At 70.3% G+C, this 23,177-nt stretch carries 25 protein-coding genes; 19 read left to right on the top strand and 6 right to left on the bottom strand.

Translation table 11 applies throughout. The features are described from left to right. The first annotated feature begins 31 nt into the window (after positions 1 to 31). Genes HYV93_10775 through HYV93_10750 form a run of 6 tightly spaced genes read left to right on the top strand, consistent with a single transcriptional unit; the run spans position 32 to position 6,119 of the window. Positions 32 to 1,000: a GDP-mannose 4,6-dehydratase gene (locus HYV93_10775; protein ID MBI2526458.1), complete on the top strand. Its 969-nt coding sequence runs from the start codon at positions 32 to 34 to the stop codon at positions 998 to 1,000. A 58-nt stretch (positions 1,001 to 1,058) separates the two neighbouring features. Beyond that, positions 1,059 to 2,141: a glycosyltransferase gene (locus tag HYV93_10770; GenBank protein ID MBI2526457.1), complete on the top strand. Its 1,083-nt coding sequence runs from the start codon at positions 1,059 to 1,061 to the stop codon at positions 2,139 to 2,141. Then, positions 2,135 to 3,532 (top strand): undecaprenyl-phosphate glucose phosphotransferase, encoded by a 1,398-nt coding sequence (locus tag HYV93_10765; GenBank protein ID MBI2526456.1) that lies wholly within the window; start codon positions 2,135 to 2,137, stop codon positions 3,530 to 3,532. Before HYV93_10770 ends, HYV93_10765 begins: the two co-directional genes overlap by 7 nt. A gap of 42 nt (positions 3,533 to 3,574) precedes the next feature. Then, positions 3,575 to 4,777: an O-antigen ligase family protein gene (locus tag HYV93_10760; GenBank protein ID MBI2526455.1), complete on the top strand. Its 1,203-nt coding sequence runs from the start codon at positions 3,575 to 3,577 to the stop codon at positions 4,775 to 4,777. Further along, positions 4,774 to 5,073 carry a hypothetical protein gene (locus tag HYV93_10755; GenBank protein ID MBI2526454.1) on the top strand — a complete coding sequence of 100 codons (300 nt, stop codon included), beginning with the start codon at positions 4,774 to 4,776 and terminating at the stop codon, positions 5,071 to 5,073. The genes HYV93_10760 and HYV93_10755 overlap by 4 nt, the downstream gene beginning before the upstream one ends. A gap of 29 nt (positions 5,074 to 5,102) precedes the next feature. Then, positions 5,103 to 6,119 (top strand): NAD(P)-dependent alcohol dehydrogenase, encoded by a 1,017-nt coding sequence (locus tag HYV93_10750; GenBank protein ID MBI2526453.1) that lies wholly within the window; start codon positions 5,103 to 5,105, stop codon positions 6,117 to 6,119. Here the strand turns inward: HYV93_10750 and HYV93_10745 are convergent, their stop codons facing one another. Genes HYV93_10745 through HYV93_10735 form a run of 3 tightly spaced genes read right to left on the bottom strand, consistent with a single transcriptional unit; the run spans position 6,120 to position 7,538 of the window. After that, entirely contained in the window at positions 6,120 to 6,806 is a 687-nt protein-coding gene (locus HYV93_10745; GenBank protein MBI2526452.1) for a retropepsin-like domain-containing protein, read from the bottom strand. It lies immediately after the preceding gene. A gap of 59 nt (positions 6,807 to 6,865) precedes the next feature. Further along, positions 6,866 to 7,051 (bottom strand): CDGSH iron-sulfur domain-containing protein, encoded by a 186-nt coding sequence (locus tag HYV93_10740; protein ID MBI2526451.1) that lies wholly within the window; start codon positions 7,049 to 7,051, stop codon positions 6,866 to 6,868. A gap of 52 nt (positions 7,052 to 7,103) precedes the next feature. Beyond that, complete coding sequence (locus HYV93_10735; protein MBI2526450.1) at positions 7,104 to 7,538, bottom strand: DoxX family protein; 435 nt, start codon at positions 7,536 to 7,538, stop codon at positions 7,104 to 7,106. Between the two features lie 144 nt (positions 7,539 to 7,682). Here HYV93_10735 and HYV93_10730 point away from each other — a divergent pair, with 144 nt between their 5' ends. The 11 genes from HYV93_10730 to HYV93_10680 all read left to right on the top strand — a co-directional run bounded on the left by HYV93_10730 (position 7,683) and on the right by HYV93_10680 (position 17,468). Then, positions 7,683 to 8,093, top strand: coding sequence for a helix-turn-helix transcriptional regulator (locus HYV93_10730; GenBank protein MBI2526449.1), 411 nt, complete (start codon positions 7,683 to 7,685; stop codon positions 8,091 to 8,093). An 815-nt stretch (positions 8,094 to 8,908) separates the two neighbouring features. Beyond that, a complete protein-coding gene (locus tag HYV93_10725; GenBank protein ID MBI2526448.1) occupies positions 8,909 to 9,607 on the top strand; it encodes an FCD domain-containing protein in 699 nt (232 codons plus the stop codon). A gap of 14 nt (positions 9,608 to 9,621) precedes the next feature. Further along, positions 9,622 to 10,983: an aspartate aminotransferase family protein gene (locus HYV93_10720; protein MBI2526447.1), complete on the top strand. Its 1,362-nt coding sequence runs from the start codon at positions 9,622 to 9,624 to the stop codon at positions 10,981 to 10,983. Then, on the top strand, positions 10,980 to 11,708 hold the full coding sequence (locus HYV93_10715; GenBank protein ID MBI2526446.1) for an amino acid ABC transporter ATP-binding protein: 729 nt from the start codon (positions 10,980 to 10,982) through the stop codon (positions 11,706 to 11,708). The genes HYV93_10720 and HYV93_10715 overlap by 4 nt, the downstream gene beginning before the upstream one ends. 25 nt (positions 11,709 to 11,733) lie before the next feature. Then, positions 11,734 to 12,540, top strand: coding sequence for a transporter substrate-binding domain-containing protein (locus tag HYV93_10710; GenBank protein MBI2526445.1), 807 nt, complete (start codon positions 11,734 to 11,736; stop codon positions 12,538 to 12,540). A 34-nt stretch (positions 12,541 to 12,574) separates the two neighbouring features. Further along, on the top strand, positions 12,575 to 13,231 hold the full coding sequence (locus tag HYV93_10705; GenBank protein ID MBI2526444.1) for an amino acid ABC transporter permease: 657 nt from the start codon (positions 12,575 to 12,577) through the stop codon (positions 13,229 to 13,231). 1 nt (position 13,232) lies between these two features. Next, positions 13,233 to 14,003 (top strand): amino acid ABC transporter permease, encoded by a 771-nt coding sequence (locus HYV93_10700; protein ID MBI2526443.1) that lies wholly within the window; start codon positions 13,233 to 13,235, stop codon positions 14,001 to 14,003. Between the two features lie 140 nt (positions 14,004 to 14,143). Continuing rightward, complete coding sequence (locus tag HYV93_10695) at positions 14,144 to 14,539, top strand: hypothetical protein (GenBank protein ID MBI2526442.1); 396 nt, start codon at positions 14,144 to 14,146, stop codon at positions 14,537 to 14,539. Positions 14,540 to 14,805: 266 nt separating this feature from the next. Next, positions 14,806 to 15,159: a DUF1344 domain-containing protein gene (locus HYV93_10690; protein MBI2526441.1), complete on the top strand. Its 354-nt coding sequence runs from the start codon at positions 14,806 to 14,808 to the stop codon at positions 15,157 to 15,159. Positions 15,160 to 15,210: 51 nt separating this feature from the next. After that, the gene (locus HYV93_10685) at positions 15,211 to 16,443 is read left to right on the top strand and encodes a fructose 1,6-bisphosphatase (GenBank protein ID MBI2526440.1); all 1,233 of its coding nucleotides are present in this window, start codon (positions 15,211 to 15,213) and stop codon (positions 16,441 to 16,443) included. Beyond that, positions 16,440 to 17,468, top strand: a complete 1,029-nt coding sequence (locus tag HYV93_10680) for a mechanosensitive ion channel family protein (protein ID MBI2526439.1) — start codon at positions 16,440 to 16,442, stop codon at positions 17,466 to 17,468. The genes HYV93_10685 and HYV93_10680 overlap by 4 nt, the downstream gene beginning before the upstream one ends. Positions 17,469 to 17,513: 45 nt before the next feature. Here HYV93_10680 and HYV93_10675 read toward each other — a convergent pair whose 3' ends face one another. Further along, positions 17,514 to 18,296 (bottom strand): trypsin-like peptidase domain-containing protein, encoded by a 783-nt coding sequence (locus tag HYV93_10675; GenBank protein MBI2526438.1) that lies wholly within the window; start codon positions 18,294 to 18,296, stop codon positions 17,514 to 17,516. A gap of 311 nt (positions 18,297 to 18,607) precedes the next feature. Between HYV93_10675 and HYV93_10670 the strand changes: the two genes are divergently transcribed. Together HYV93_10670 and HYV93_10665 are read left to right on the top strand one after the other, a co-directional pair. Then, complete coding sequence (locus HYV93_10670; protein MBI2526437.1) at positions 18,608 to 18,877, top strand: DUF1344 domain-containing protein; 270 nt, start codon at positions 18,608 to 18,610, stop codon at positions 18,875 to 18,877. A 46-nt stretch (positions 18,878 to 18,923) separates the two neighbouring features. Continuing rightward, positions 18,924 to 19,895: a hypothetical protein gene (locus HYV93_10665; GenBank protein ID MBI2526436.1), complete on the top strand. Its 972-nt coding sequence runs from the start codon at positions 18,924 to 18,926 to the stop codon at positions 19,893 to 19,895. An 82-nt stretch (positions 19,896 to 19,977) separates the two neighbouring features. Here the strand turns inward: HYV93_10665 and HYV93_10660 are convergent, their stop codons facing one another. Further along, positions 19,978 to 21,522, bottom strand: coding sequence for a phosphotransferase (locus HYV93_10660; protein MBI2526435.1), 1,545 nt, complete (start codon positions 21,520 to 21,522; stop codon positions 19,978 to 19,980). After that, entirely contained in the window at positions 21,497 to 23,176 is a 1,680-nt protein-coding gene (treS, locus tag HYV93_10655; GenBank protein MBI2526434.1) for a maltose alpha-D-glucosyltransferase, read from the bottom strand. Before treS ends, HYV93_10660 begins: the two co-directional genes overlap by 26 nt. Position 23,177: the final 1 nt, after the last annotated feature.

Raw genomic sequence — 23,177 nt, 5'->3', positions numbered from 1 at the left:
CGACAGCCCGGGCGGCGGGAGACTGAGACGGATGCGAGTACTGATCACCGGAATCACGGGGTTCGTCGGCAGCCACATGACCGAGTTCGCCCTGGCCCGCGGCGCCCAGGTGTTCGGGTCGGCCCGCTGGCGGAGCAAGACGGAGAACATCGACCACCTGCGATCGAAGATCACCCTGATCGAGTCGGACCTGCGTGATCTCTCCTCCGTGCGCGGGCTCCTGGAGACCGCCCAGCCCGACTACGTGGTCCACCTCGCCGCCCAGAGCTTCGTGGGGGCCTCCTGGCAGGCGCCGGCGGAGACGCTGAGCATCAACATCCTCTCGCAGGTGAACCTGCTCGAGGCCATCCGGGGGCTCAAGATCTGCCCCCGCCTCCTCGTCGTCGGCAGCAGCGAGGAGTACGGCCTCTGCTACCCGGAGGAGCTCCCCATCAAGGAGAGCAATCCGCTGCGGCCGCTGTCGCCGTACGCCGTGAGCAAGGTGACCCAGGATACGATGGGGTACCAGTACTTCAAGAGCTACGGCTTGCCCATCATCAGGAGCCGCGCCTTCAACCACGAGGGGCCGCGTCGAGGCGATGTCTTCGTGACCTCCAACTTCGCCAAACAGGTGGCCGAGATCGAGGCGGGGCTGCGAGAGGCCGTCATCCACGTGGGCGACCTCAAGCCGCGCCGCGACTACTCCGACGTGCGCGACATCGTGCGCGGCTACTGGCTGCTCCTGGAGCACGGCGAGCCCGGCGAGGTCTACAACCTCTGCTCGGGGCGCACCTGGGCCATCCAGCAGGTGCTCGACTTCCTCCTCGATCAGTCCACGGTGAAGGGGATCCAGGTCGAGACCGATCCCGCGCGGCTCCGCCCCTCCGACGTCATGGTGCTCGAGGGCGATCCCTCCAGGATGCACAAGGCCACGGGCTGGAAGGTGGAGATCCCCTTCGAGCAGACGCTCAGCGACCTCCTCGACTACTGGCGCCGGCGGACCCCTCCTTCGCCGCGCTGAGCTCCCGGGCCCGGGGGCGGCCATGAGAGTGGCGCTGATCCACGACTGGCTGACCGGGATGCGGGGCGGGGAGCGCTGCCTCGAGGTGTTCTGCGAGCTCTTCCCCGACGCCGACCTGTTCACGCTGCTGCACGTCCCGGGCTCGGTGTCGCCCATCATCGAGCGCCGCCGCGTGGTCACCTCCTTCGTCCAGCGGCTGCCCGGGGCGCGCCAGCGCTACCGCGCGTACCTCCCCCTCTTCCCCGCGGCCATCCGGAGCCTCGACCTTCGCGGCTACGATCTGATCCTCTCTGGAAGCCACGCCGTCGCCAAGGGCGTGCGCGTCCCGGCGGGGGCGCTCCACGTCTGCTACTGCTACACGCCCATGCGCTACGTCTGGGATCTCTACGACGACTATTTCGGCCGGCGGGCGGGGCCCGTCACCCGCGCGCTGATGCCGGCGCTCGCAGCCTGGCTCCGCCGGTGGGACCGGCGCACGGCTGCCGGCGTCCATCATTTCGTGGCCATCTCCCGTTTCATCGCCGGCCGCATCCGCCGCGCCTATGGCCGCGACGCCGACGTGATCTATCCGCCGGTGGACGTGGCGCGCTTTCACCCGGACGAGCCCCCGGGCGACTTCTACCTGGTCGTCTCCGCGCTGACGCCCTACAAGCGCGTGGACCTGGCCGTGGAGGCAGCGGGGCGGCTCGGGCGCCGTCTCGTGGTGGTGGGGACGGGCCCCGAGGAGGCGCGGCTCCGCCGGCTCGCGGGGCCCACGGTGGAGCTCCTGGGCTGGCGGGACGACGCGGAGGTGGCGGGTCTGCTCGCGCGCTGCCGGGCCCTCCTCTTCCCGACCCTCGAGGACTTCGGCATCACGCCGCTCGAGGCCATGGCCTCGGGGAGGCCGGTCATCGCGCTGGGCGCGGGGGGGGTGCTGGAGACCGTCGTCCCGCCCGGAGGCCCCGAGCCTCCCACGGGCCTCTTCTTCGAGCGCCAGACGGTGGACGACCTGGCCGGCGCCATCGAGCGCTTCGAGTGGGAGGATCACCAGTTCGAGCCCAAGGCCCTCCGCCGCCGCGCCGAGGCCTTCGACCGGCCGCTCTTCAAGGAGCGTGTCGAGACCTACCTCCGGGCGCGGATGTCGGAGCGCCTCCCGTGCTGAAGGCCCACTCGCGGCTCCTCGAGCAGGTCACGCTGGCAGGGGATCTCCTCGTCGTCCTCGGCTGCTGGTTCCTGGCCTACCTCACCCGCTTCTACCTCGCCGGCCCGCCGCTGCGCCACCAGGAGGTGCCGCCTCTTGGCCCCTACCTCCTCATGGTGGTGCCCATCCTCGTCGTGTGGGGTATCTCCTTCCGCGCCTTCGACCTCTACCGGCCCCGGCGCATCGGCTCGCGGCTGTCCGAGGTGGCCGACGTGGCCAAGGCCTCGTCCGTGGCGGCCCTGGTGCTGGTGGCCGTCATGACGTTCTTCTTCCGGGAGTACGACTACTCCCGCGTGGTCATCGTCTACTTCTGGCTCTTCTCCATCGCCGCCGTCTCCATCGCCCGCTCCGTGTTTCGCGAGGCCCTGCGCTTCGCTCGGCGCCAGGGCTACAACCAGCGCTTCGCGCTCGTGGTGGGCAGCGGCGAGCTGGGGGGCACGGTCATCGAGCGGCTGCGCGCGCGCCCGGACGTGGGCATCCAGGTGATGGGGATCGTGGGCGACCAGAAGGAGGGGCGCGCGGGCGTGCCGTGGCTCGGCGGTTACGCGGACCTGGGCGCCATCCTCGGGGCGCGCGACGTGGATCACGTCATCCTCGCGCTGGCCCACGAGGACTACGCGCGGCTGCCGGGGCTCCTCGACGCCATTGGCGACGAGCCCGTGGCGATCCACGTGGTGCCCGACCTCTTCCGCTTCACCTCGCTCCGCGGGGGCGTGGAGGAGTTCGATGGGATCCCCTTCGTCCACCTGCGCGACTCGCCGTTGCACGGCTGGAGCCAGGTGGCCAAGCGCGCCTTCGACATCGGCTTCGCCGGGGCCGCGCTGGCGCTCCTGTCACCCGTCCTGCTCGCCGTCGCGGGCCTGGTCCGGGTCACGTCGCGGGGACCGGTCCTCTTCCGCCAGGAGCGCATGGGGCTCGACGGCCAGCGCTTCGGGATGCTCAAGTTCCGCACGATGCGGGTGGCCGCGGAACAGGAATCCGGGCCGGTCTGGGCTCAGGCGGCCGACCCGCGGCGGACCCCGCTCGGGGCCCTGCTCCGGCGCTTCAGCATCGACGAGCTCCCCCAGTTCCTCAACGTGCTCCGGGGGGAGATGAGTGTGGTGGGGCCGCGGCCCGAGCGTCCGGTGTTCGTCGAGCGGTTCAGGCAGACGGTGCCCCACTACATGCTCCGCCACAAGGTCAAGTCGGGCATCACGGGCTGGGCCCAGGTCAATGGGCTGCGTGGCAACACCTCCCTCGAGAAGCGGATCGCGCTGGATCTCGAGTACATCGAGCGCTGGTCGTTCTGGTTCGACCTCAAGATCATCGGGCTCACGGTGCTGCGCGTCCTCTTCGACCGGAACGCCTATTAGTGCCGGGGCAACTCACTGGCTCGTGATTTGCCCCGGCACCCCGTGATCATCGTGCGCCGTGCCCTGCTCGGGGCGTTCGTCCTGGGGCTCGGGTTCTCGATCACGCTCTCCCAGTCAGCGCTGGCGGCGCTGACGCTGCTCTGGCTCTGGCGGCTCCGCGATCCCACGGTTCGCGCGCGCCAGACGTGGCCGCTCGTCGGGCCCCTCTGCGCCTTCGCGGCCGCCACGCTCCTGTCGGCGGCGCTCTCCGCCGAGCCAGGGGCAAGCCTCGCGGCCTCCCGGGGCCTCCTGATGGGGGCGGCACTCTGGGTGACGGCCGACGCCGTGGCCGGCGATGCGGCGGCGCAGCGCTTCCTCTCCGCCCTCACGCTCGTGGCGGCCGCCGCCGCCTGCATGGGGCTTGTCCAGGTCCTCGCCTGCCCGGGGGAGCCGTCGAGCCCCGGGCTGCTCCGCTGGTTCTTCCACCGCTGTGATCGCGCGCGCGGGGCCTTCAGCATCTACATGACGCTGGCGGGGGTGCTGAACGTGGTTCTGCTGGCGGCCCTTCCGCGGCTGCTCGTGGGCCCGGGCCGGGCCTGGCGCGGCTTGGCCTGGCTGGCGATGCTGCTCGGACTCGGAGCCACCTACACCCGCGGGGCCTGGCTCGGCTTCGCCCTGGGTGTGATGGCCGTCGTCGCCCTGGCGCGGCGGCGGCGCCTGGTCGTCGCCGCGGCCCTCCTCGCAGTGGCCGCCATCGCGGCGCTGGCGCCCGGACCGCTGGGCTACCGGCTGCGGTCCATGGGCGATCCGGCGGAAGCCGGCGTCAAGGAGCGCCGCTACATGTGGCAGAGCGGGATTCGGATGTGGGCGGAGCGGCCGTGGCTCGGGGTGGGGCCGGGGGGGGTCAAGCGGCGCTACGCGGAGTTCGCCCTGCCCGAGGCCTTCAAGAAGCGCACGGGGCATGTGCACAACACGCCGCTGCAGATCCTCGTGGAGCGCGGGGTGCTGGGGCTGGCAGCGTGGCTGTGGATCTGGGTCGCCTTCTTCGTCCGGGCGGCGGGGCTCCTCCGGGCCCGGCCGCGGGACGATCACGCCGGACGCGCGCTCGTCCTGGGCAGCATGGCCGCGGCCGTCGGTTTCCTCGGCGCCGGGCTGTCGGAGTACAACTTCGGCGACTCCGAGGTCACGCTGGTCATGTGCGCCCTCATGGCGCTGCCCTTCGCCGCCGCCCGCCCCGGGCCGGACACGCCAGGCGGCGCCCGGTGAGCCGCGCGGGACTGCAGGTCGACGTCGCCATCTTCGGCAACCAGCCGGTGCCGACCATCGTCCTAGAGCACGCCAGTGCGGCGGCCCGACATCGGCGGCTCGTCCCCGAGCGCCTCATCGACCTCTTCGCGCTGGCGGGGACGCCCGCCGAGGTCGCGGAGCGGGCCAGGGCCATCGCCGGCGTTCCCGGCGTGCGACGCCTCGTGATGGTCCCGCAGGTGCCTGGCCAGGGCTTTGTCGAGCGGGAGGAGCTCCTGCGGCAGTTCGCCGCCACGGTGATCGGGCGAATCGTGTGACGGGGTTCGCGAGAGGAGAGGACACGATGATGAAGGTCATGCAGATCCAGGACGAGTGGAGTCCGGAGCACATCAGGCTGGCTGAGCGGCCGCGCCCCGAGCCCGGACCGGGGCAGGTGCTGATCCGGATGGAAGCCGCCTCGGTGAACTACCGCGACGTCATCATGGCCCGGCGCGGCTACGGCCGGCGGAGCGGAGCATTGCCGCTGGTGCCGCTGTCGGATGGCGCGGGCCGGGTGGTGGCGGTGGGCGCCTCCGTCACCCGGGTCGGCGTCGGCGATCTCGTCTGCCCCATCTTCGGCCAGACATGGGCGAGCGGACCCATCCGGGAGGAGCACTGGGCGGAGGTGCTCGGCGGACCGCGGGACGGGGTCATGCAGGAGCACATGGTCCTCCGCCAGGAGGGCGTGGTCCGCGCGCCCCGGCACATGACGGCGCTCGAGGCCGCCACGCTGCCCTGCGCCGCCGTGACGGCCTGGAACGCGCTCGTCACGCAGGGCGGTGTCAAGGCCGGCGACGTGGTCCTCGTGCAGGGCACCGGCGGCGTCTCCCTCTTCGCCCTGCTCATCGCCAAGCTGCACGGAGCCCGCGTGCTGGCCACCTCGTCGAGCGATGCCAAGCTCGAGCGCCTGAAGGCCATGGGCGCCGACCACGTGGTCAACTACCGCAACACCCCCGAGTGGCACAAGGTGGCCCGCGAGGTGACGGGGGGGCTCGGCGTCGATCTCGTCGTGGAGGTGGGCGGCGCGGGGACGCTCGAGTCCTCCGTGCGCGCGGTGCGGTGCAGCGGGACCATCGCGCTGATCGGCGTGCTCTCCGGCGTGGCCGCCAGCCTGGCGCTGGGCCCCGTCGTGACCCAGAACATCCGCATGCAGGGGGTCACCGTGGGCAGCCGCGAGCTCTTCGAGGACATGGTGCGCGCCATGGAGCTGTGGCAGACGAGGCCGCCCATCGACGACAGCGTGTTCGCCTTCGAGCAGGTCGGCGAGGCGATCACGGCCTTGCCCGCGGGCCGGCACTTCGGCAAGGTCTGCATCCGCTTCTGATCAGGGTACTTCGAGGATGAGCCGCTTCGCCGCGGGGTCGACGGTGACCCGGAAGTTCCGGAGGAAGTCTCCCCCAAGGAGCCCCTGCACGTCCGGCCGCCCCGGTGCCGCCTCGTAGATGCCCACGTCCAGCTCCTCCACGGCCAGCTCGCCGACGCGGAGCGAGCGCAGGCGCGCCACGGGGATCGTGATTCGCCGTCCGCCTACGAGCTCCGCGCTCATGCTTGGCGCCCTCGTGCCCGGCGCGAGGCCCGGCCGGCGGGCCACGGCAGGGTCGAGCAGGGAGGCGCTCGCGCCCGTGTCCAGCAGGAGAGTGACGGTCTGGCTCCCGTTGAGGGTCACGGGGACCAGGATCCGGTTGTCGGACAGGGTCACCGGCACCTCGGTGCGCCGCACGGCGCGGCTGGCCGTCGAGAGGTGACCCGATGCGCTGACGACGCCTGACTGCAGGACCTCCTGCACGCCCGCGGCGTAGCAGGCCCCGAAGGCCTCCCGCTCCGGACAGGAGCCGTGGCAGGTGTAGCGGAGGCGCCCGTGGCCGTCGATCTGGTCGATGCTGGCGACGCTTCCGAAGCGCGCCTGGCATCGCTGTGCCACCTCCCACATGGCGGCCTCGCGCGCGTGCTGCTCGGGCGGCATGCCGGCGCAGCCTGCCGCCAGCAGGGCCAGGATCCCCAGCCACAGCATGGCTGCCATCCTCCCTCGTGGGCCCCGGCGGGGTCAAGAGGGAGCGCCCCGGTGTGCCCTCAGCCCTGGAAGCTGACCTTCTTGTGGCCGCCGTCGCAGAACGGCTTCTTGCCGGACGCGCCGCAACGACAGAAGTAGGCCGTGTCGGTGCTGGTGGTGATCGGCTGGCCCTGCGGGTCGAGGACCTCGATCTGGCCCTTCACCATGAGAGGTCCGTCCTTCAGAATCGTCACCTTCGTCGCCATCGCATCTCCTTTCTGATCGTGGCGCCCGCGGCGCCTGAGTGCCGGGGACGGCTCAGCCGCGAGCGCGGGCCCCGGGGTGCGGCCCGAGCGCGGCGTCCACCGACGCGGCGCCAGCTCCGGTGAGGAACAGCGTGAGGTTCGCGCCGAGCAGCGTCAGCGCGAACTCGTAGCCCTTCGGCAGGAAGAAACCAGCCGTGAGGTGCACGAGCACGATCGCGACCAGCATGTGCACGGCGAGCACGAGCGCGACGACGCGCGTGAAGGCGCCGGAGATCAGCGCGAGCCCGCCGAGGAGCTCCACGGCGATCACGACCACGGCCGCGAGCGTGGGGGCGGGAACGCCGAGGCTTCCGAGGAATCCGGCCGTGCCGCCGAGTCCGAACTGGAACAGCTTCTGCGCGCCGTGGACAAGGAACACGAGGCCGACGACCAGACGCAGCGGCAACAGGCCCCACGTGGTCAGCGGCGCGACCGTCGTCTTGAGCATCGGCACTGCCTCCTTGAAGTTGTGGTGTCGCTGCCAGGCACGCGTCTTTCTCCTGCGCATTCTTATGTATTGCGCACTACTGTGTCAAGTGCAATCTTCTGGTTTCCGGACGGCGGCCGGCTGTGGTACACCAAGACCAGTCAGATGCGCAAGCCCAACACGCGCGAAGCGGCCCGCCCGACGCCGGCGAGCGAGTCCCACGAGGACGTCTTCTGTCCAGTCGTCGCGACCATGGACCTGCTCGGGCAGAAGTGGACGCTCCACGTCCTGCGCGTGCTCGTGGACGGCAAGAAGCGATTCAACGAGCTCGCCCACGCGCTGGGCGGCGTGAACTCGCGCACGCTCCGCAAGCGGCTGGCGGCGCTCGAGGCCGAGGGGATGCTGCTCCGCCACGTCGTGTCGCACATTCCTCCCTGGGTCGAGTACGAGCTCACCGAGAAGGGGCGGACGCTCAACGGCGTGATCGAGGCAGTGGACCGCTGGGGGCGTCGCTGGATGAGGCCTCCGCGGCCGAAGGCTCGCTCGGCGCGGCGGGCACCCCCCGCTCGGGTCTAGAGCATCGGGTCCACCGCTCGGCGGCGGACGCCCGGCCGGCGCGGTGATCCACGGCGTCGGCGACGACCTGCAGGGGCGCGTCACCCGGCTGGGCGGTCTCGACGTGCGCGCGCTCCAGGGCCAGCTCGAGCCGGACGGCGCGTGCCTCGGCACCCGCTGGTGATCGGGCCGCTCCGGCGCCCCGGGACGTCGTGACGGGTCCTCTCAGCCCGCCGCGCCAGGCTTTCGGGCGTAGCCCATGTACCCCACAGACGTATCCTTGCTCGCCACGAGCCCGGCGCTGCGGCCGAACTCCGAAGCTGATCCGGCCCAGTTTTCGCCGGCGGAGCGTACGGATCAGACGGATGGGGTTCCTCGACCCAGGGCTGATCCCGACGATCTCCTGGCTTTCGAGCCCGTGCGCCGCGAGCTGCGCCCTGAGCTCCTCGGGCTTGATGAACATGTCCCAGCCGTGCAGGTTGGGCGGCATGAAGCTCGTCCACGACCACTCCTGGAGCAGCTTGATGTAGAGGAGCCTGGCCTGAAAGGTGCGATTGATGGTGTCGAACGAAGAAGATGCCGCCAGGCAGCAGGACACGCGCGACCTCAGCGATGACGGCTCCCACGTCACCCACGTGCTCAAGCACGTCGCCGACAGTGAGTCAGACCGGCCTGGAAGGCCGGAAGGTGGGCCAGGATCTGGCGAATGCCCGTCGGATCGGTCAGGGGTCCTGGCGAGCGTCTCCGTCGGCAGACGCCGATCAGCTGCGCCTGCCGATTCCTCTTGACGGCGCCATGGGACCTGGGGCAGACTCCCGCTGGGTCGATTGTCGACAATGCTGGCGACACGGCGGGCGACAAGAAGCCAGACCGGGCGCCGGGGGGGCAAGCTCTCCCGCGCCCATGCGATCGCGGCGCGCCTGGAGGCCGAGATCATTGCCGGCGAGCGCAAGCCGCGCGAGCGCCTCGTCGAGCTGGAGCTGGCGGCGCGCTTCCGCGTCAGCCGGGCCCCGGTCCGCGAGGCCCTCCGGCTGCTCGAGCGCGAGGGCCTGGTGGCCAGCGACACGCGCGGGGTCCACGTGGCCGCCATCACCCCGGGGGAGGTCGCCGACATCTTCGAGATCCTCGCCTACCTAGAGGAGCTGTACACGGCCCGGGCCGCGCAGCACCTGACCGCCGACGCCCGCGGCCGCATGCGGGACGTCCTCGACCAGATGGCCACTGCCGTCCGCGAGGGCGCCGTCCGCAGCTACTTCGAGCTCAACATCCGCTTCCACGCGGTCATCCGGGAGGCCTGCCCCAATCGCCGCTTGATCGCCCTCCTCGACAGCCTCGGCAAGGCCACCCTCCGCTACCGCCACATGGCGATGTCGCTGCCCGGCCGCCTGCCGGTTTCGCTCGAGGAGCACCGCCGGATTCTTCGGGCGCTGGAGGGGGGCGACGCCCCGGCCGCCGGCCGCTCTGCCCGGGAGAGCGCCGAGCGGGCGTTCGCGGAGCTGAACCACTTCCTGACCAACAACCCGCAGATCGCCTGAGCAAAGGAGCCCGCATGAGTATCCCACACGTTCACCCGGACGCCAGCGTCGCCCCGAGCAGTCCCCGCGAGGCCGAGCTGCTCGCCAAGGCCAACGAGTACAGCTTCCGCGGCCGCATGGACAAGCGCACCATCGCCGGCCCCGTCTTCGAGCGCGGCCGGGGCTCGGTCGTCACGGACGTCAACGGCAAGGATTACCTCGACTTCAACTCGGGGCAGATGTGCGCCGCGCTCGGCCACAACAATCCCCGGATCGTCGAGGCCATCAAGGAGAGCTGCGACACCTTGATCCACGCCAGCAGCAGCTATTTCAACGTCGCCGAGATCGCGCTGGCGGAGCGCCTGGGCACCGTGGTTCCCCGCCCCCTGAAGAAGTCCATGTTCCTCGGCTCGGGCAGCGATTCGAACGAGGCGGCCGTGACCATCGCCAAGAAGTACACGGGCGGCTTCGAGGTGGCGAGCCCGCACGTGAGCTTCCACGGCTTCTCCGAGGCCTCGCGCGCCCTGACCTTCGCCGGCTGGCACGCGGGCTACGGGCCCATGATCCCGGGCAGCTACGCGATGATGGCGCCGTACTGCTACCGCTGCCCCGTCAACCAGACGTTCCCCTCCTGCGAGCTGGCCTGCCTCAAGGGCAGCATGGAGCTGCTGGACGCCCAGTCAACGGGCAACCTCGCGGCGGTCATCACCGAGCCGCTCTTCAGCGCGGGGGGCGTCATCGAGCCGCCGCCGGGGTGGCTCGGGGCGGTCAGGACCGCCTGCCACGACCGCGGCATGCTCCTGATCTTCGATGAGGCCCAGACGGGCCTCGGCAAGCTCGGCACCATGTTCGCCTGCGAGCAGGAGGGCGTCATCCCCGACATCCTGACCCTCTCCAAGCACTTCGGCGGGGGGCTGGAGATCAGCGGCGTCGTGACCACCCCGGAGATCGAGGATGTGGTCTCCTCGCGCGGCCTCGTCATCGGGCACTCGCACACCAACGATCCCATCGCCTGCCACGCGGGCCTGGCGAGCCTGACCCTCATCGTCGAGGACAGCCTCCCCGACCGGGCCCAGCGCGTGGGCAAGAGCTGGAAGACCCGGCTGGAGGCCCTCGCGGCGAAGCACGAGATCATCGGCGACGTCCGCGGGCGCGGCCTCATCCAGGGGATCGAGCTGGTGCGGGACCGGGAGGGGAAGGCGCCCCACTTCGAGGCGGGGCGGGGGATCACCCAGCACTGCCTCGCGCGGGGGCTCCTCTTCAGCCTGCGCCGGAACGGCAGCGTGCTCCGGTTCGTGCCGCCCTTCTACACCACCGAGGAGCAGATGGACCGCGCCGCGGAGATCCTCGACGCGGCCATCACCGCGACACTCGACACCCTCGCCGGGGCGCGATGATCGAGTTTCAGGGCGTCAGCAAGTGGTACGGGACGCGGCCCGTCCTCGCTGGCATCGACCTCGAGGTGCGGGCCGGCGAGGTGGTGGTGGTCTGCGGCCCTTCCGGCTCGGGCAAGAGCACCCTGCTCCGCTGCGTCAACGGGCTCGAGCCCGTGCAGCGGGGCCGCGTGATCGTCGATGGCGTCCCCCTCGATGCGCGCGGCACGGACCTCCTGCGGCTCCGCGCCTCGATCGGCATGGTCTTCCAGGCCTTCAACCTGTACCCGCACATGACGGCCCTCGACAACATCGCCCTGGCGCCCGTGATCGTCCGGCGCCAGCCCCGGGCGCGGGCCGTGCAGGACGCCCGCGGGCTCCTCGCCAAGGTCGGGATCCCCGACAAGGCGGAGGCCTACCCGAGCCAGCTCTCCGGCGGGCAGCAGCAGCGCGTGGCCATCGCGCGCGCGCTGGCCATGGAGCCGAAGATCATCCTGTTCGATGAGCCCACCTCCGCGCTCGACCCCGAGATGATCGACGAGGTTCTCGAGGTCATCGTGGGACTGGCCCGGGAGGGCATGACCATGCTGGTGGTCACCCATGAGATGGGCTTCGCGCGGCGGGTGGCCGGCCGCGTGGTGTTCCTCGATGGGGGCCGCGTGGCGGAGGACGCCCCGTCCGCTGGCTTCTTCGCGCGGACGACGAATCCGCGCGTCCAGGCGTTCCTCAGCAAGATCCTGGTGCACTGAGGCAACCGCTCACAAAGGAGGAGTCATGAAGCGTTCCCACATTCTCGCCGTGATGGCTCTCGCCGTGGTGACACTGCTGACCGCGACCGGTCTCGCGGCCGCCGAATCCACGCTCGAGGTCGTGAAGAAGCGCGGCACCCTCGTCGCGGGGGTCAAGGCCGACTACCCGCCCTTCGGCTACACCGACAAGGATGGCAAGGTCGTCGGGTTCGACATCGACATCATGCAGTACCTGGCGAAGAAGCTCGGCGTCCAGTCGGACCTGCGGCCGGTGACCTCGGCGAACCGGATCCCGATGCTCCAGAACAGCACCGTCGACGTCCTGGCCGCGAGCTTCACGATCACGCTCGAGCGCGAGAAGGTGGTCGATTTCACGATCCCGTACTTCGTGAGCGGCGGCAGCTTCCTCATCAAGAAGGGCTCGCGCATCACGGGCTACGCCAGCCTGGCCGGAAGGACCGTCACGTTCACGCAGGGCACCCCGTGGGAGAAAAAGGTCCTCCAGGAGCAGCCCAAGGCCAAGGTCCTCGTGTTCCAGGACAAGCCCCAGGCCGTCCTGGCCGTCAAGCAGGGCAAGGCCGACGCCTACGTCGATGACGACGTCCCGCTCTATGTCTTCGCCAAGGACCACCCCGAGCTCCAGGTGATCCCGGGTGCCACCGCGAAAGCGCCGATGGGCATCGCCGTCAGGGAAAACGACTCGGCATGGCGCGATTTCATCAACTTCACCCTCATCGAGATGTGGGAGGACGGCACTTACAAGGCGCTCCACCGCAAGCACTTCGGCGTGGACCCCGATCGGGAGCTCAAGATCTACCCCTGGAAGCTCTAGGCCCGGCTGAGGCAGGGCCGGCAGCGGCAGGACGATGGCGTACCAGTTCGACTGGAGCGTCCTCCTCACCTATCGCCACCTGCTCTGGAACGGCCTGGTCCTGACCGTCGAGCTGTCGGCCGCGGCCATGGCCGCGAGCCTCGTCCTGGGTAGCCTGGTCGGGCTCGGCCGCAGCTCGGAGGTCGTGTGGCTCCGCCGGGCCCTCACCGCCTACGTCGAGTTCTTCCGCAACATCCCCCTGATCGTGCAGCTCTTCTTCTGGTACTTCGCCGTCGGGCTGGAAACCTGGCCAGCGGCCCTGCTCGGGCTCACGGCCTATACCAGTGCCTACATCGGCGAGGTGGTGCGCGCCGGGATCCAATCGATTCCCGGCACCCAGTTCGAGGCCGCGCGGTCCTTCGGAATGACCGCCTACCAGGTGGTCCGCCACGTCATCTTCCCCCAGGCCCTCATGCGGATCGTGCCGGCGCTCGCCATCGAGTTCATCAACGTCATCAAGAACTCCTCCATCGCCATGACCATCAGCCTGACCGAGCTGACGTTCCAGACCCAGCAGATCGAGTCCCAGACCTTCCGCGGGTTCGAGGCCGCGACCGCCATCACCCTGCTCTATGTCGTGCTCGCCTTCACGATCGTGCTCGGCATGAATCGGCTCGAGCGCGCGCTCCGGCTCGACCTGAGGATCGGCTAGCGTGGACGTCGGGGTGATCGTCGAGAACCTGCCCTACATGCTGTCCGGGCTCCAGTGGACGGTGATCCTGGCCTCCATCAGCATGGTCGGCAGCTTCGCCGCCGGCACTGCCTTCGCCATCTTGCGGTTGTCGCCCTACCGGTGGCTGCGGTGGCCCGCCATCCTCTACGTCGACGTCATGCGGACCATACCCCTGATCATGGTGATCTTCTGGGTCTTCTTCCTGCTGCCGGTGCTCACCGGCCAGCCCACCACGCCCCTGAAGGCCGCGCTCCTGGCGCTCATCGCCTTCAACACCAGCTACATGGCCGAGGTCATCCGCGCCGGCATCCAGTCGGTGCCTCGAGGCCAGATGGAGGCGGCGCGCGCCTGTGGGTTGACCTACCTCCGGGCCATGCGGTTCGTCATCCTGCCCCAGGCCATCAAGAACATGGTGCCGGCGCTGGTCAACCGCTTCGTCGCTCTGTTCATGGGCACCTCGCTCGCCTACATCATCGGTGTCACCGAATTCTTCCGGGCGGCCAACAACGTGAACAACCGCGTCTACCGCTCGTACGAGATCTACACCTTCGTCGCGATCGTCTACTTCGTCTGCTGCTACTCCCTCTCCCTGCTGAGCCGGATCCTGGAGCGCCGGCTGGCGCGGGCCGAGCGCTTCACGGCCGGTCCCGCGTCCGTGATGGTCGAGGGCGAGCCCGTCGCCCTCGGCGCGCTCCGCGCGGGCCAGGCCCCATGCGCGCTTCCGGGCGCCGGCTCCCGCCGTCCGGAGTGAGGTTTGAGGCGGCGCATGTGCAGAAGGCCTCCGCGCGAGGCTGGCACGCGAGTTGCTGCGCAGAGAGAGGGGAACGTTGCGTTCCCAGGGGACAGCAAGATGCGGCCGCGCTCACGGACGGCAGAAAAGGAGGACTGATCATGCTCCGTCGCCTGATGATCCTGGTCTCGGTTGTGGCGGTCCTGGTGGTTGCCTCGGCGCCCGTACACGCCCAGTTACAGCCGGCGCCGCAGCAGGGTCCACCTGCGAAGCCCGTGCTGGGCGAGCTGGAAGGGACCGTGAAGAAGATCGACACGGCATCACGAACGGTGCAGTTCTCTACCGGTTTCTGGGGCATCTTCGGCAGGACCCTCGCGGTGACAGACGAGACGCAGATCCAGCTGGAAGGCCGGCAGGCGTCGCTCGCAGATATCCGCGAGGGAGCCAAGGTCAAAGCCTCCTACGAGGTGCGGGAAGGCAAGAGCGTCGCGAAGCGGATCGAAGTGATGGCGCCCCCTCCGGAGGCGGCTCCCCAGCCGCGTCCGAAGGCGCAGTAGTCTGGTGCCCGGGAGGGGGGGCGGGCGGTGGACCGCTCGCCCCCCACGTTCCTGCAAGTAAGTATTTCCGGGAAGGTGTAAGATCTCCCGCCCGCTGTCGCCCTGTCCTCCACCAGTCTCCCGCCTCGTTCCCCCTATCGCCCGGACTTGCTTGGGGCTAGCACAGCGCGGCGGGCCCTGGCAGGACCCTTGCTGTACGGGCCCCCAGGGATGTTCGGCATTCGGCCGGAACGCGAACCAACCAGCAAGATAGGGAGGAAACGACCATGTGGAGACGATGGAGTGTGACAGCCCTGGGCCTCGTCGCGGCGCTCGTTCTGGTCTCGGCACCGGCGTGGGCCGCGGACATCGAGGGCAAGATCAAGAGCGTGGACCCCGCGGGGCGTCTGGTCACCCTCGAGGACGGCACCCAGCTCGTGATCCCGGCCACGCTCAAGGTCGCGCGCCAGGAGCTCAAGCCCGGCGCCAGCGTGAAAGCGACCTTCCAGGATCAGGGCGGCCAGAAGATGGTGACCGCAATCCAGGTGCAGGCGGCCAAGGACTCCATGAAGCCGGGCACGGAGCAGGCGCCTTCGCGCCAGATGCCGCCTGCCGGCAAGGAGGCGGAGCCGAAGAGGTAGATCCGCTCGTAGCTGCCGCGGCCGCCGGTCGCGCACCGAAGGAGGCCCCCAGTGAAGATCACGCTGTCGGTCATCAAGGCTGACGTAGGGTCGATCGGTGGGCATACGAAGCCGTCCGAGCGCATGCTCGAGGCGGTGCGCGACCGGCTCCGCGCGGCGAGCCGCAGCCAGCTCGTGATCGACGGGCTGGTCACCCACACGGGTGATGACATCGCGATCATCATGAGTCACCGGCGGGGCGTCGGGGCGGTCGAGGTCCACCGGTTCGCCTGGGACAGCTTCCTCGCGGCCACTGACGAGGCCCGCCGGGCGGGCATGTACGGAGCGGGGCAGGACCTGCTCGTGAATGCCCCTTCGGGAAACGTGCGCGGAGCCGGCCCGGCGGTGGCCGAGATCGAGTTCGAGCGTGATCCCGCGAGCCCCGAGCGGCCCGCCGAGGCCTTCCTGGTCTTCGCCGCCGACAAGTGCGGACCCGGCGCCTACAACTATCCCCTCTACACCGTCTTCTGCGACCCCATGCACAACGGCGGCCTGTTGCTGAGCCCCAAACTGCACAAGGGATTCACGGTGACCATCATCGACATGGACCACAAGGGCCACGACGGCGACCGCGTCATCCGGCTGGATGTCCCGGAGCGGATATGGGACGTCGCGAGCTTGCTGCAGGACGCCGACCGCTTCGCCATCGAGTCCATCCACTCGCGCCACAAGCCGGACGAGCAAATCGTGTCGGCGTCGGCCACGCGGCTGCACAACATCGCGGGCAAGTACACGGGCAAGGACGACCCGGTGGCCATCGTGCGGACCCAGGGCATCTTCCCCGCGCCGGAGGAGCTCGTAGAGCCCTACACCCTGGGCCACTTCGTCACCGGCGACTGTCGGGGCTCTCACGTGATGCCCATCATGCCCGTCGCGGCCAACACCGCCGTGGCGGGCCCCTACTGCCTTCCCCTCGTCTCGTGCCTGGCATTCTCCATGGATCCGGGCGGAACCTTCAGCCGTGAATACCTCGACATCTTCGGCAACCCGGCATGGGACGCCACGAGGCTGAAAGTGCAGCAGAAGTCCGACGAGTGGAGGCGCCAGGGCTTCGTGGGACCCACCATGGCCTCCCACGCCGAGCTGAGCTACACCGGCCTCGTGGACGCGCTCGCCATTCTCGACCTGGAGTTCGTCATGCGCCGGGAGCCCGGCCAGGCCAAGCGCGAGGTGGTGACGGCAGGGACGCGAGGCGCCGCCGGACCGGCGCTAGCAAGGCGGGTCACGAGAGAGGGAGCTGAATGAACCTGTGGCCGGCATTCTGGGCCGCGAGCGCGTTCATCGCGGCGACCGTGACAGCCCTCGCGCTGCGCCGGATCATCCTCGCGGGCACCCGCCGGTGGACGCCGCAGGCGGAGCTGCTGAGCGCCGGCGCCGACGCGATCCGAGTGCCATCGCTCTGGTGGTGCGCCCTCCTGGGCCTCTACGTCGGGAACGAGGTCCTCGAGGAGATCTCGCCCCTGCCCACTCGATGGCACGACCATCTCCGCCTGTTCCTCGAGATCGCCGTGATCCTGTCGATCACGCTCGCGGTGGCCGGGCTCGCCGGACGCCTCGCGGGCCGGGCCGTCGAGCGCGGGGCACTCGGGGGCTCCGTGACCGGTCTCGCGCAGACCATCACCCGCGCCACGGTGGTCATCGTGGGCGTCCTGGTGCTCCTGTCGACTCTGGGGATCCAGATCACGCCCATCCTCACGGCCCTCGGCGTCGGGGGGCTGGCGGCCGCCCTGGCCCTCCAGGACACGCTGGCGAACGTGTTCGCCGGCGTCCATCTCCTCGCCGACCGGCCGATCCGGGTCGGCGATTACGTCAAGGTGGGCGACAACGGCGAGGGATTCGTGATCGACGTCGGCTGGCGCTCCACGCGCATCCGGTCGCTCGCGAACAACGTCATCATCGTGCCGAACCAGGCGGTGGCGCGGGCGACCATCACGAACTACGCCCTCCCCGAGCCCCGGGTGGGGATGGGCCTGAAGGTCAGCGTGGAGTACTCGGTGGATGCCGACCACGTGGAAGCGCTGCTCCTCGATGAGGCAACCCGAGCGGTCGGGCACGTTCCCGGACTGCTCGCCGTCCCCGCTCCATCCGTGAGTCTCATTCCGGGTTTCGGTGAGTACTCCCTGGACTTCACGGTCGGCTACCACGTCGAGACGTTCGTGGACCAGTACCGGGTACAGCACGAGCTGCGCAAGCGGATCCTCCACCGCCTGCATAGGGAGAGCATCAGCATAGCGGTTCCGGCTCGGGCCGCGTGGGCCGGGAGGGATTGATGCGCCGTGCTGCGCGCGGCGATGGAAGCGCCCGCGCCGGCCGCCTCAGTCGTCCCGGAGCAGCAGGTCCAGGTGGCCAGCTTTCCGCAGGTAACGTTCGACATCGGTGACGGGCGTGACGAAGGTCTGCCCCGGCATGGGCACGTCGATGTACCAGCCGGAGGGACCGCCCCCCCCGGCGACCCGCGCCGTGCCATAGCCTTCGACGATGCCGAGCAGCCGCCCCGTGCTCGCCTGATAGACGCCGCTCCCGCTCGCGCCATACGCAACGAGGGCATCGATCATGAAGCGCGATGGCCGCCCGCCGTCCTGCGTCTCCCCGAGCTGGACCTGACTCACCACGCCGGTGGCCAGGGTCATGTACCCGCCCCAGGGGAAGGCCACGACCCAGACCGCCTCCCCGAGTGTCGGCGGCCACGCCGCCCGGGCGGGCGCGCACCGGTCGGTCCCCACGCTGAGGACGGCCACATCGAGCTCCGGCGTATCGTAATGTGCCAGCACCGCCGCCGGTAGCTTGGTCCCCGCGCCATTGTGGCGCCCGAAGAGCGCGTAGACGTCGCCGCGATCGACGAGACCGGACAGCGTGTGGCCACTGGTCAGCACGAGGCAGTCCGCTCCCCGGGGGGAGTGTTTCACGCCGACGGCCACCCCCGAGCCGGCGCGGACGCGCCGCCCTTCCCGCTGCTCGATCACGATCTGCACGGAGGACGGCAGGATCCGCTCGAGGATCTGCTCGCGCGTCGGCTCCCAGAGCCGGCTCAGGCTGCAGCCTGCGACGCCGCCCAGCGCCACCCCACCGACCAGCACGACCCACCCGAGGCTTGCCATCCGAGGCATCTTGACCTCCAATGAGACCTCATCATGATCATACCCCGCTGCGCAACGCGCCAGCGCGACACCAGGCGGCCCCGCCTCAGCCGGGTAGGACTTACAGAGCCGGACGTGTAACTCCTTCCCGGTCCTCGGACCTCCGCCCCCGCACGCGCCGTCGCGCGTCGCGCATCTGCCGGCCACAACGCGCGTTGGCGCACGATCCCCACCTGGCATCGCGGTTGCCTGGTGTCGTCGGCAACGCGACTGCCCCATTCCACCGGTTCGGGGCGCCAGCGCGCGCCCTGACCAGGAAGGAGGTGAATCCGATGCGGAAGCTCCTGAGTACCGCGTTGATGCTTGCCATCGCGTCACTCGTCATCCTGACCGCTGTGGCCGGGGCGGCCGAGATCCAGGGCAAGGTCCAGAGTGTCGATCCGGCGGCCGGCCTCCTGACCCTCGAGGACGGGACGAAGCTGACCCTCGCGAGCGGCATGAGCCACCACGACCTCAAGCCCGGCTCGACCGTGAAGGTGAGCTACGAGGACAAGAACGGCAGCAAGGTCGTGACGAACATTCAGGTCATGCCAGGCCGCTAGTCGAGCGGTCCGAGGTCGACCGACGCCTGAACGGAGGCCGCCGCCCATGGCCCGATATATCTGCATCGTATCGCGCGATCATCCGCTGCTGGCGGGCTACCTGATGGTTGCCCTGGCCCCGGACGCCTCCCCGCCCGGCGAGATGGAGGTCGTCCTGGACCGGCGCCGGGAGCCCGGCGCGCCCGACAGCGTGGCCCGGTCGACGGGCCTCGAGCGTCGGAACCGGCAAGAGGTCGAGGCGACCCTGCGCACACAGCCGTACGTCTGTCTGCCAGAGCCGCCGCAGCGGTCCCTCGCTCGTGAGCGAGTGCTGGTGGTGGCGCGGGAACCCGAGGCCGAGCGCCTCCGGGAGGTCGTCCGATGGCCGCTGATGCTGGCGCTGGCAGTCCTCGGCGTAGCCATCGTCGCGCTGGGCGCCGTGGCGCTCGGGCCGCCGCGGGAGGTGGCGGACCCGTCCCGGGCGATCACGCCGGCGCCCATGCCGGAGGCCGCCCCCGCCCCCGCCGATCCGCCGCTCACCGCCGCCTTGCCGGAAGCCGCCCCCGCCGATCCGTCGGCCCCCGCCGCCGCGTCCGGCGGGGAGACACGCGTCTCGCCAGCACCCGCGCCAGGGAGCAGGGTCCCGAGCGTGCCGGGTCCCTCGCTTCCGGGACGGCTCGCCACAGCGGCTCCCGGGGCATCGGCGGGCCCGGTCCTCGAAGGCCCCGTCGATCGTGGGCCCGTCTTCCCGGGGCTGCCCAGCGTCGAACTCGCCAGCCGGCGCGAAGGGCAAGGCGCCAGCCGGAGCATCGTCTACACCGCGCGCGTGCGGGACGCCGACGGCCAGCCCGTGGAGGCTGCCAGCGTTTCCCTCCTCACGGTGCTCTCCGACGGAACACGGCGGGAGGTCCCCCTCAGCCCGGTTTCAGAGCCCGGAGCGTACCGCGGCAGGGACCCGGCCGGCGATGGGTCCACGGGGGATCTGCGGGTGCGCGTCGCCGTCCATGGGCGTCGATTCGAGGTGCCCATCTTCCGCTGATGGTCCTCTCATCGGCCGGGTCGCCATCCGGTCCCGCCGTGCGAGAACGGCGCGGCGCCCGTCGGAGTCGAACTCCTGGCTGTCAGCGGTCTCCGCGCGTCGCTCCCAAAATACGCGAGATGCCGGCCAGGGGAATGAAGGTCCAATCCGGCCGGTTGTTGAGCTCGTAGCGGAGCTCGTAGCACGCCTTCTCGAGCTCGAAGGCCGCGCAGGCCCGCCGGACCCCCTCCGCGGAAGGCGGCAGGAGGCGGACCGGGCTCTTCCCGGCCGCCGGCACGTAGCCCTCGATGAAGTCGCGGGCGGCCAGCCGCTCCCACACCTGGAGCCAGGGGCGCAGCCGCTCCCGCCGGTCCAAGGGCCGGGCCAGGAGCGTGGTATGGGCCGCATAGTCGAAGGACCGGAGCATCCCGGCCACGTCCCGCAGCGGGCAGTGCTTGGCGCGCCGCTCCGCCAGGGAGCGGGCCGGCTCCCCCTCGAAGTCGATGACGACGAAGCTCTCGGCGGTCTTGAGCACCTGTCCCAGGTGGTAGTCGCCGTGGCAGCGGATCTTGTGCGTCATGCCGTCGGCGAGGAGGCACAGCTCCTCCGCGGCCCGCTCAATACGCCCGCGCCCGCCGAGGAGCTGGGCGAGCGCCGCCCGGTCCCCCTCGGGAGGCCGTGAGGAGGCCGCCTCCAGGTCGGCCGCCAGGCGCTCGAGATCCTGCACGATGCCGCGCCCCCAGCGGCTGGCATCCGCGGGGGTGATCGCCTCGGGACGGAAGTCCGGCAGCGACGGATCCGAGGCGAGCGCCGCGTGGAGCCCGCCGGTCACGGCGCCCAGCTGGTGGATCTCGGCGAGGAGATCGGCGCCGAGCGTGGCCATGCGCGGCTCGACCTCGCCGGGTGTCGCGGGCTCGGCATCGAGCGCGTCGCAGAGGCGGCCGAGGCGCGCCAGGGCATGCGTCCAGCCATCCCCGGTGTTGACGACGAACTGCTGGAGGAGCGCGAGTGTCGTCGCCTCGCCGTCGCCGGCATACTCCACCCAGCCCGCGAGCCGCGGCGCGTGGGGGAAGCGTGCGCGGCCCCCCAGGAAGTGCAGCATCTCGAACTCCGGATTGGTGCCTGCCTGCAGTCGCCGGACGGACTTGAGGATCAGGCGCCGGTCGAAGACGATCGACGTGTTGCTCTGCTCCCCGGCGTGGGGGGTGGCCGGCAGGGTCTCCATCTCGTCCCCCGACGGGCCGCCCCACGGCTCCATCGCCGCGCAGCGGAAGACCCCCCTGGTCCCCGGCAGCGTGCGGCGGGAGGAGATCGCCTTCAGGAGCCAGCGGCCGAAGTCCGGGTCCCAGTGCGCGTCGTAGAGCATCTCGGCGCCGACCGGGCCGATCGTCCGGTCGCCGCCCGCTGGCGAGCGCCCGACCGTCACCGGCACGTAGTAGCGATCGTCATCCGCGCGGACCAGCAGCAGGACGAGCGGGGGCTCGGCGCGGAGCGCGGCCCAGTCCTCCACGCGCACCACCCCGAGGCCACGCGCCTTGGCGGCGAACCAGCGCTGGCGCTCGACGAAGGCACGGAGCCCCGTCGCGCCGGGCCCCGCCAGGTACTGCACGACCGCGGCGGCGCTAGAGCGGGGCGAACTCGATGCCATAGAAGAGCTGATCGGGCGACGGCGACTGGAGCCGGAACCAGTAGTAGCCGTACGGCGCGAGGCTGATGAAGTACGGCAGCTCGCCGATGGTGGGGAACCGGCTCTCGCCGAGCATCTCGATCGGCATGTAGCCCTTCCAGGGGCGCAGGTCCAGCTCGACGGGCTGCGCCGCGCTCGAGAGGTTGTGCACGGCGAGGACGGTCTCCCCCTCGTACGACCGCACGTGGGCCAGGACGCTCTCGTTGGCCGGGCGCAGGAAATGCAAGCTCCCGCGCCCGAACACGCGGGTCTTCTTGCGGACCGCGATGATGCGCTTCATCCACTTCAGCAGCGAGGAGGGCGTGCGGAGCTGCGCCTCGACGTTGATGGCCTGGTAGCCGTAGACGGGATCCACGATGAGGGGCAGGTAGAGTCGCGCGGTGTCAGCGTGGGAGAAGCCCGCGTTGCGGTCGCCGGTCCACTGCATGGGCGTGCGGACGCCGTTGCGGTCGCCGAGGTAAATGTTGTCGCCCATGCCCATCTCGTCGCCGTAGTAGAGGATCGGGCTGCCCGGCAAGGTGAAGAGCAGGGCCGTGAGCAGCTCGATCTTCCGCCGATCGTTGTCGAGCAGCGGCGCCAGCCGGCGCCGGATCCCGAGATTCAATCGCATCCTCGGGTCGTCACCATAGGCGTAGTAGAGGTGACGGCGTTCGTCCTCGCTCACCATCTCGAGCGTCAGCTCGTCGTGGTTGCGGAGGAAGAGGCCCCACTGGCAGGCGGCGGGGATCTCGGGAGTGTGGATGAAGATGTCGGTGATGGGCCGGCGGTCGGCGTGGCGCACGGCCAGGAAGATGCGCGGCATCAGCGGGAAGTGGAACGCCATGTGGAACTCGTCCGCGTCGCCGAAGTAGGCGCGTACGTCCGTCGGCCACTGATTCGCCTCGGCCAGCAGGATCCGTCCCGTGTAGCGGGTGTCCATCCACCGGCGGATGTCCTTGAGCAAGGCGTGGGTCTCGGGCAGATTCTCGCAGGTCGTCCCTTCGCGCTCGAAGAGATAGGGCACGGCGTCGCAGCGGAAGCCGTCCAGCCCCTTGTCGAGCCAGAAGGCCATGACGTCCAGCATCTCCTGCCTGACGGCCGGGTTGTCGTAGTTCAGGTCGGGTTGATGGTGGAAGAACCGGTGCCAGTAGTACGCCTTCGCGACCGGGTCCCAGGACCAGTTCGACGCCTCCGCGTCCACGAAGATGATGCGCGCCTCGCGGTTGGCGCGATCGGTGTCGCTCCACACGTAGTAGCCGCGGTAGGGGGAGTCGGGCGCGCGGCGCGCCTCCTGGAACCAGGCGTGCTGGTCCGAGGTGTGGTTCATCACGAGATCCGCGATCACCCGGATGCCCCGGCCATGGGCGGCGTCGAGGAACCGCTCGAAGTGGTCCATCGTGCCGTAGTCGGGGTGGATCGCGCGGTAGTCGGAGACATCGTAGCCGTCGTCGCGGAGCGGAGACTTGAAGAAGGGGAGCAGCCACAGGCAGTCGACGCCGACTTCCTTGAGGTAGTCGAGCTGGCTCGTCAGGCCGACGAAGTCGCCGATGCCGTCGTCGTTGCCGTCCTTGAAGGCGCGGACGTGCACCTCGTAGAAGACCGCGTCCTTGTGCCAGAGCCCGTCGCCGACCGTCATG

The sequence above is a fragment of the Candidatus Rokuibacteriota bacterium genome (assembly GCA_016188005.1).
Classification (GTDB): Bacteria; Methylomirabilota; Methylomirabilia; order Rokubacteriales; family CSP1-6; genus UBA12499.
Note: the sequence above shows the minus strand (reverse complement) of the source record. Positions and strands in the feature narration are given on the sequence as shown.

What these genes read in the sequence shown, in the direction of transcription:
- HYV93_10775 (MBI2526458.1), top strand. Translation starts at nt 32, where the DNA reads ATGCGAGTACTGATCACCGGAATCACGGGGTTCGTCGGCAGCCACATG.
- HYV93_10770 (MBI2526457.1), top strand. Translation starts at nt 1,059, where the DNA reads ATGCGGGGCGGGGAGCGCTGCCTCGAGGTGTTCTGCGAGCTCTTCCCC.
- HYV93_10750 (MBI2526453.1), top strand. Translation starts at nt 5,103, where the DNA reads ATGAAGGTCATGCAGATCCAGGACGAGTGGAGTCCGGAGCACATCAGG.
- HYV93_10745 (MBI2526452.1), bottom strand. Translation starts at nt 6,806, where the DNA reads ATGCTGTGGCTGGGGATCCTGGCCCTGCTGGCGGCAGGCTGCGCCGGC.
- HYV93_10740 (MBI2526451.1), bottom strand. Translation starts at nt 7,051, where the DNA reads ATGGCGACGAAGGTGACGATTCTGAAGGACGGACCTCTCATGGTGAAG.
- HYV93_10735 (MBI2526450.1), bottom strand. Translation starts at nt 7,538, where the DNA reads ATGCTCAAGACGACGGTCGCGCCGCTGACCACGTGGGGCCTGTTGCCG.
- HYV93_10730 (MBI2526449.1), top strand. Translation starts at nt 7,683, where the DNA reads ATGCGCAAGCCCAACACGCGCGAAGCGGCCCGCCCGACGCCGGCGAGC.
- HYV93_10725 (MBI2526448.1), top strand. Translation starts at nt 8,909, where the DNA reads ATGCTGGCGACACGGCGGGCGACAAGAAGCCAGACCGGGCGCCGGGGG.
- HYV93_10720 (MBI2526447.1), top strand. Translation starts at nt 9,622, where the DNA reads ATGAGTATCCCACACGTTCACCCGGACGCCAGCGTCGCCCCGAGCAGT.
- HYV93_10715 (MBI2526446.1), top strand. Translation starts at nt 10,980, where the DNA reads ATGATCGAGTTTCAGGGCGTCAGCAAGTGGTACGGGACGCGGCCCGTC.
- HYV93_10710 (MBI2526445.1), top strand. Translation starts at nt 11,734, where the DNA reads ATGAAGCGTTCCCACATTCTCGCCGTGATGGCTCTCGCCGTGGTGACA.
- HYV93_10705 (MBI2526444.1), top strand. Translation starts at nt 12,575, where the DNA reads ATGGCGTACCAGTTCGACTGGAGCGTCCTCCTCACCTATCGCCACCTG.
- HYV93_10695 (MBI2526442.1), top strand. Translation starts at nt 14,144, where the DNA reads ATGCTCCGTCGCCTGATGATCCTGGTCTCGGTTGTGGCGGTCCTGGTG.
- HYV93_10690 (MBI2526441.1), top strand. Translation starts at nt 14,806, where the DNA reads ATGTGGAGACGATGGAGTGTGACAGCCCTGGGCCTCGTCGCGGCGCTC.
- HYV93_10680 (MBI2526439.1), top strand. Translation starts at nt 16,440, where the DNA reads ATGAACCTGTGGCCGGCATTCTGGGCCGCGAGCGCGTTCATCGCGGCG.
- HYV93_10675 (MBI2526438.1), bottom strand. Translation starts at nt 18,296, where the DNA reads ATGGCAAGCCTCGGGTGGGTCGTGCTGGTCGGTGGGGTGGCGCTGGGC.
- HYV93_10670 (MBI2526437.1), top strand. Translation starts at nt 18,608, where the DNA reads ATGCGGAAGCTCCTGAGTACCGCGTTGATGCTTGCCATCGCGTCACTC.
- HYV93_10665 (MBI2526436.1), top strand. Translation starts at nt 18,924, where the DNA reads ATGGCCCGATATATCTGCATCGTATCGCGCGATCATCCGCTGCTGGCG.
- HYV93_10660 (MBI2526435.1), bottom strand. Translation starts at nt 21,522, where the DNA reads ATGGCATCGAGTTCGCCCCGCTCTAGCGCCGCCGCGGTCGTGCAGTAC.
- treS (MBI2526434.1), bottom strand. Translation starts at nt 23,176, where the DNA reads ATGACGGTCGGCGACGGGCTCTGGCACAAGGACGCGGTCTTCTACGAG.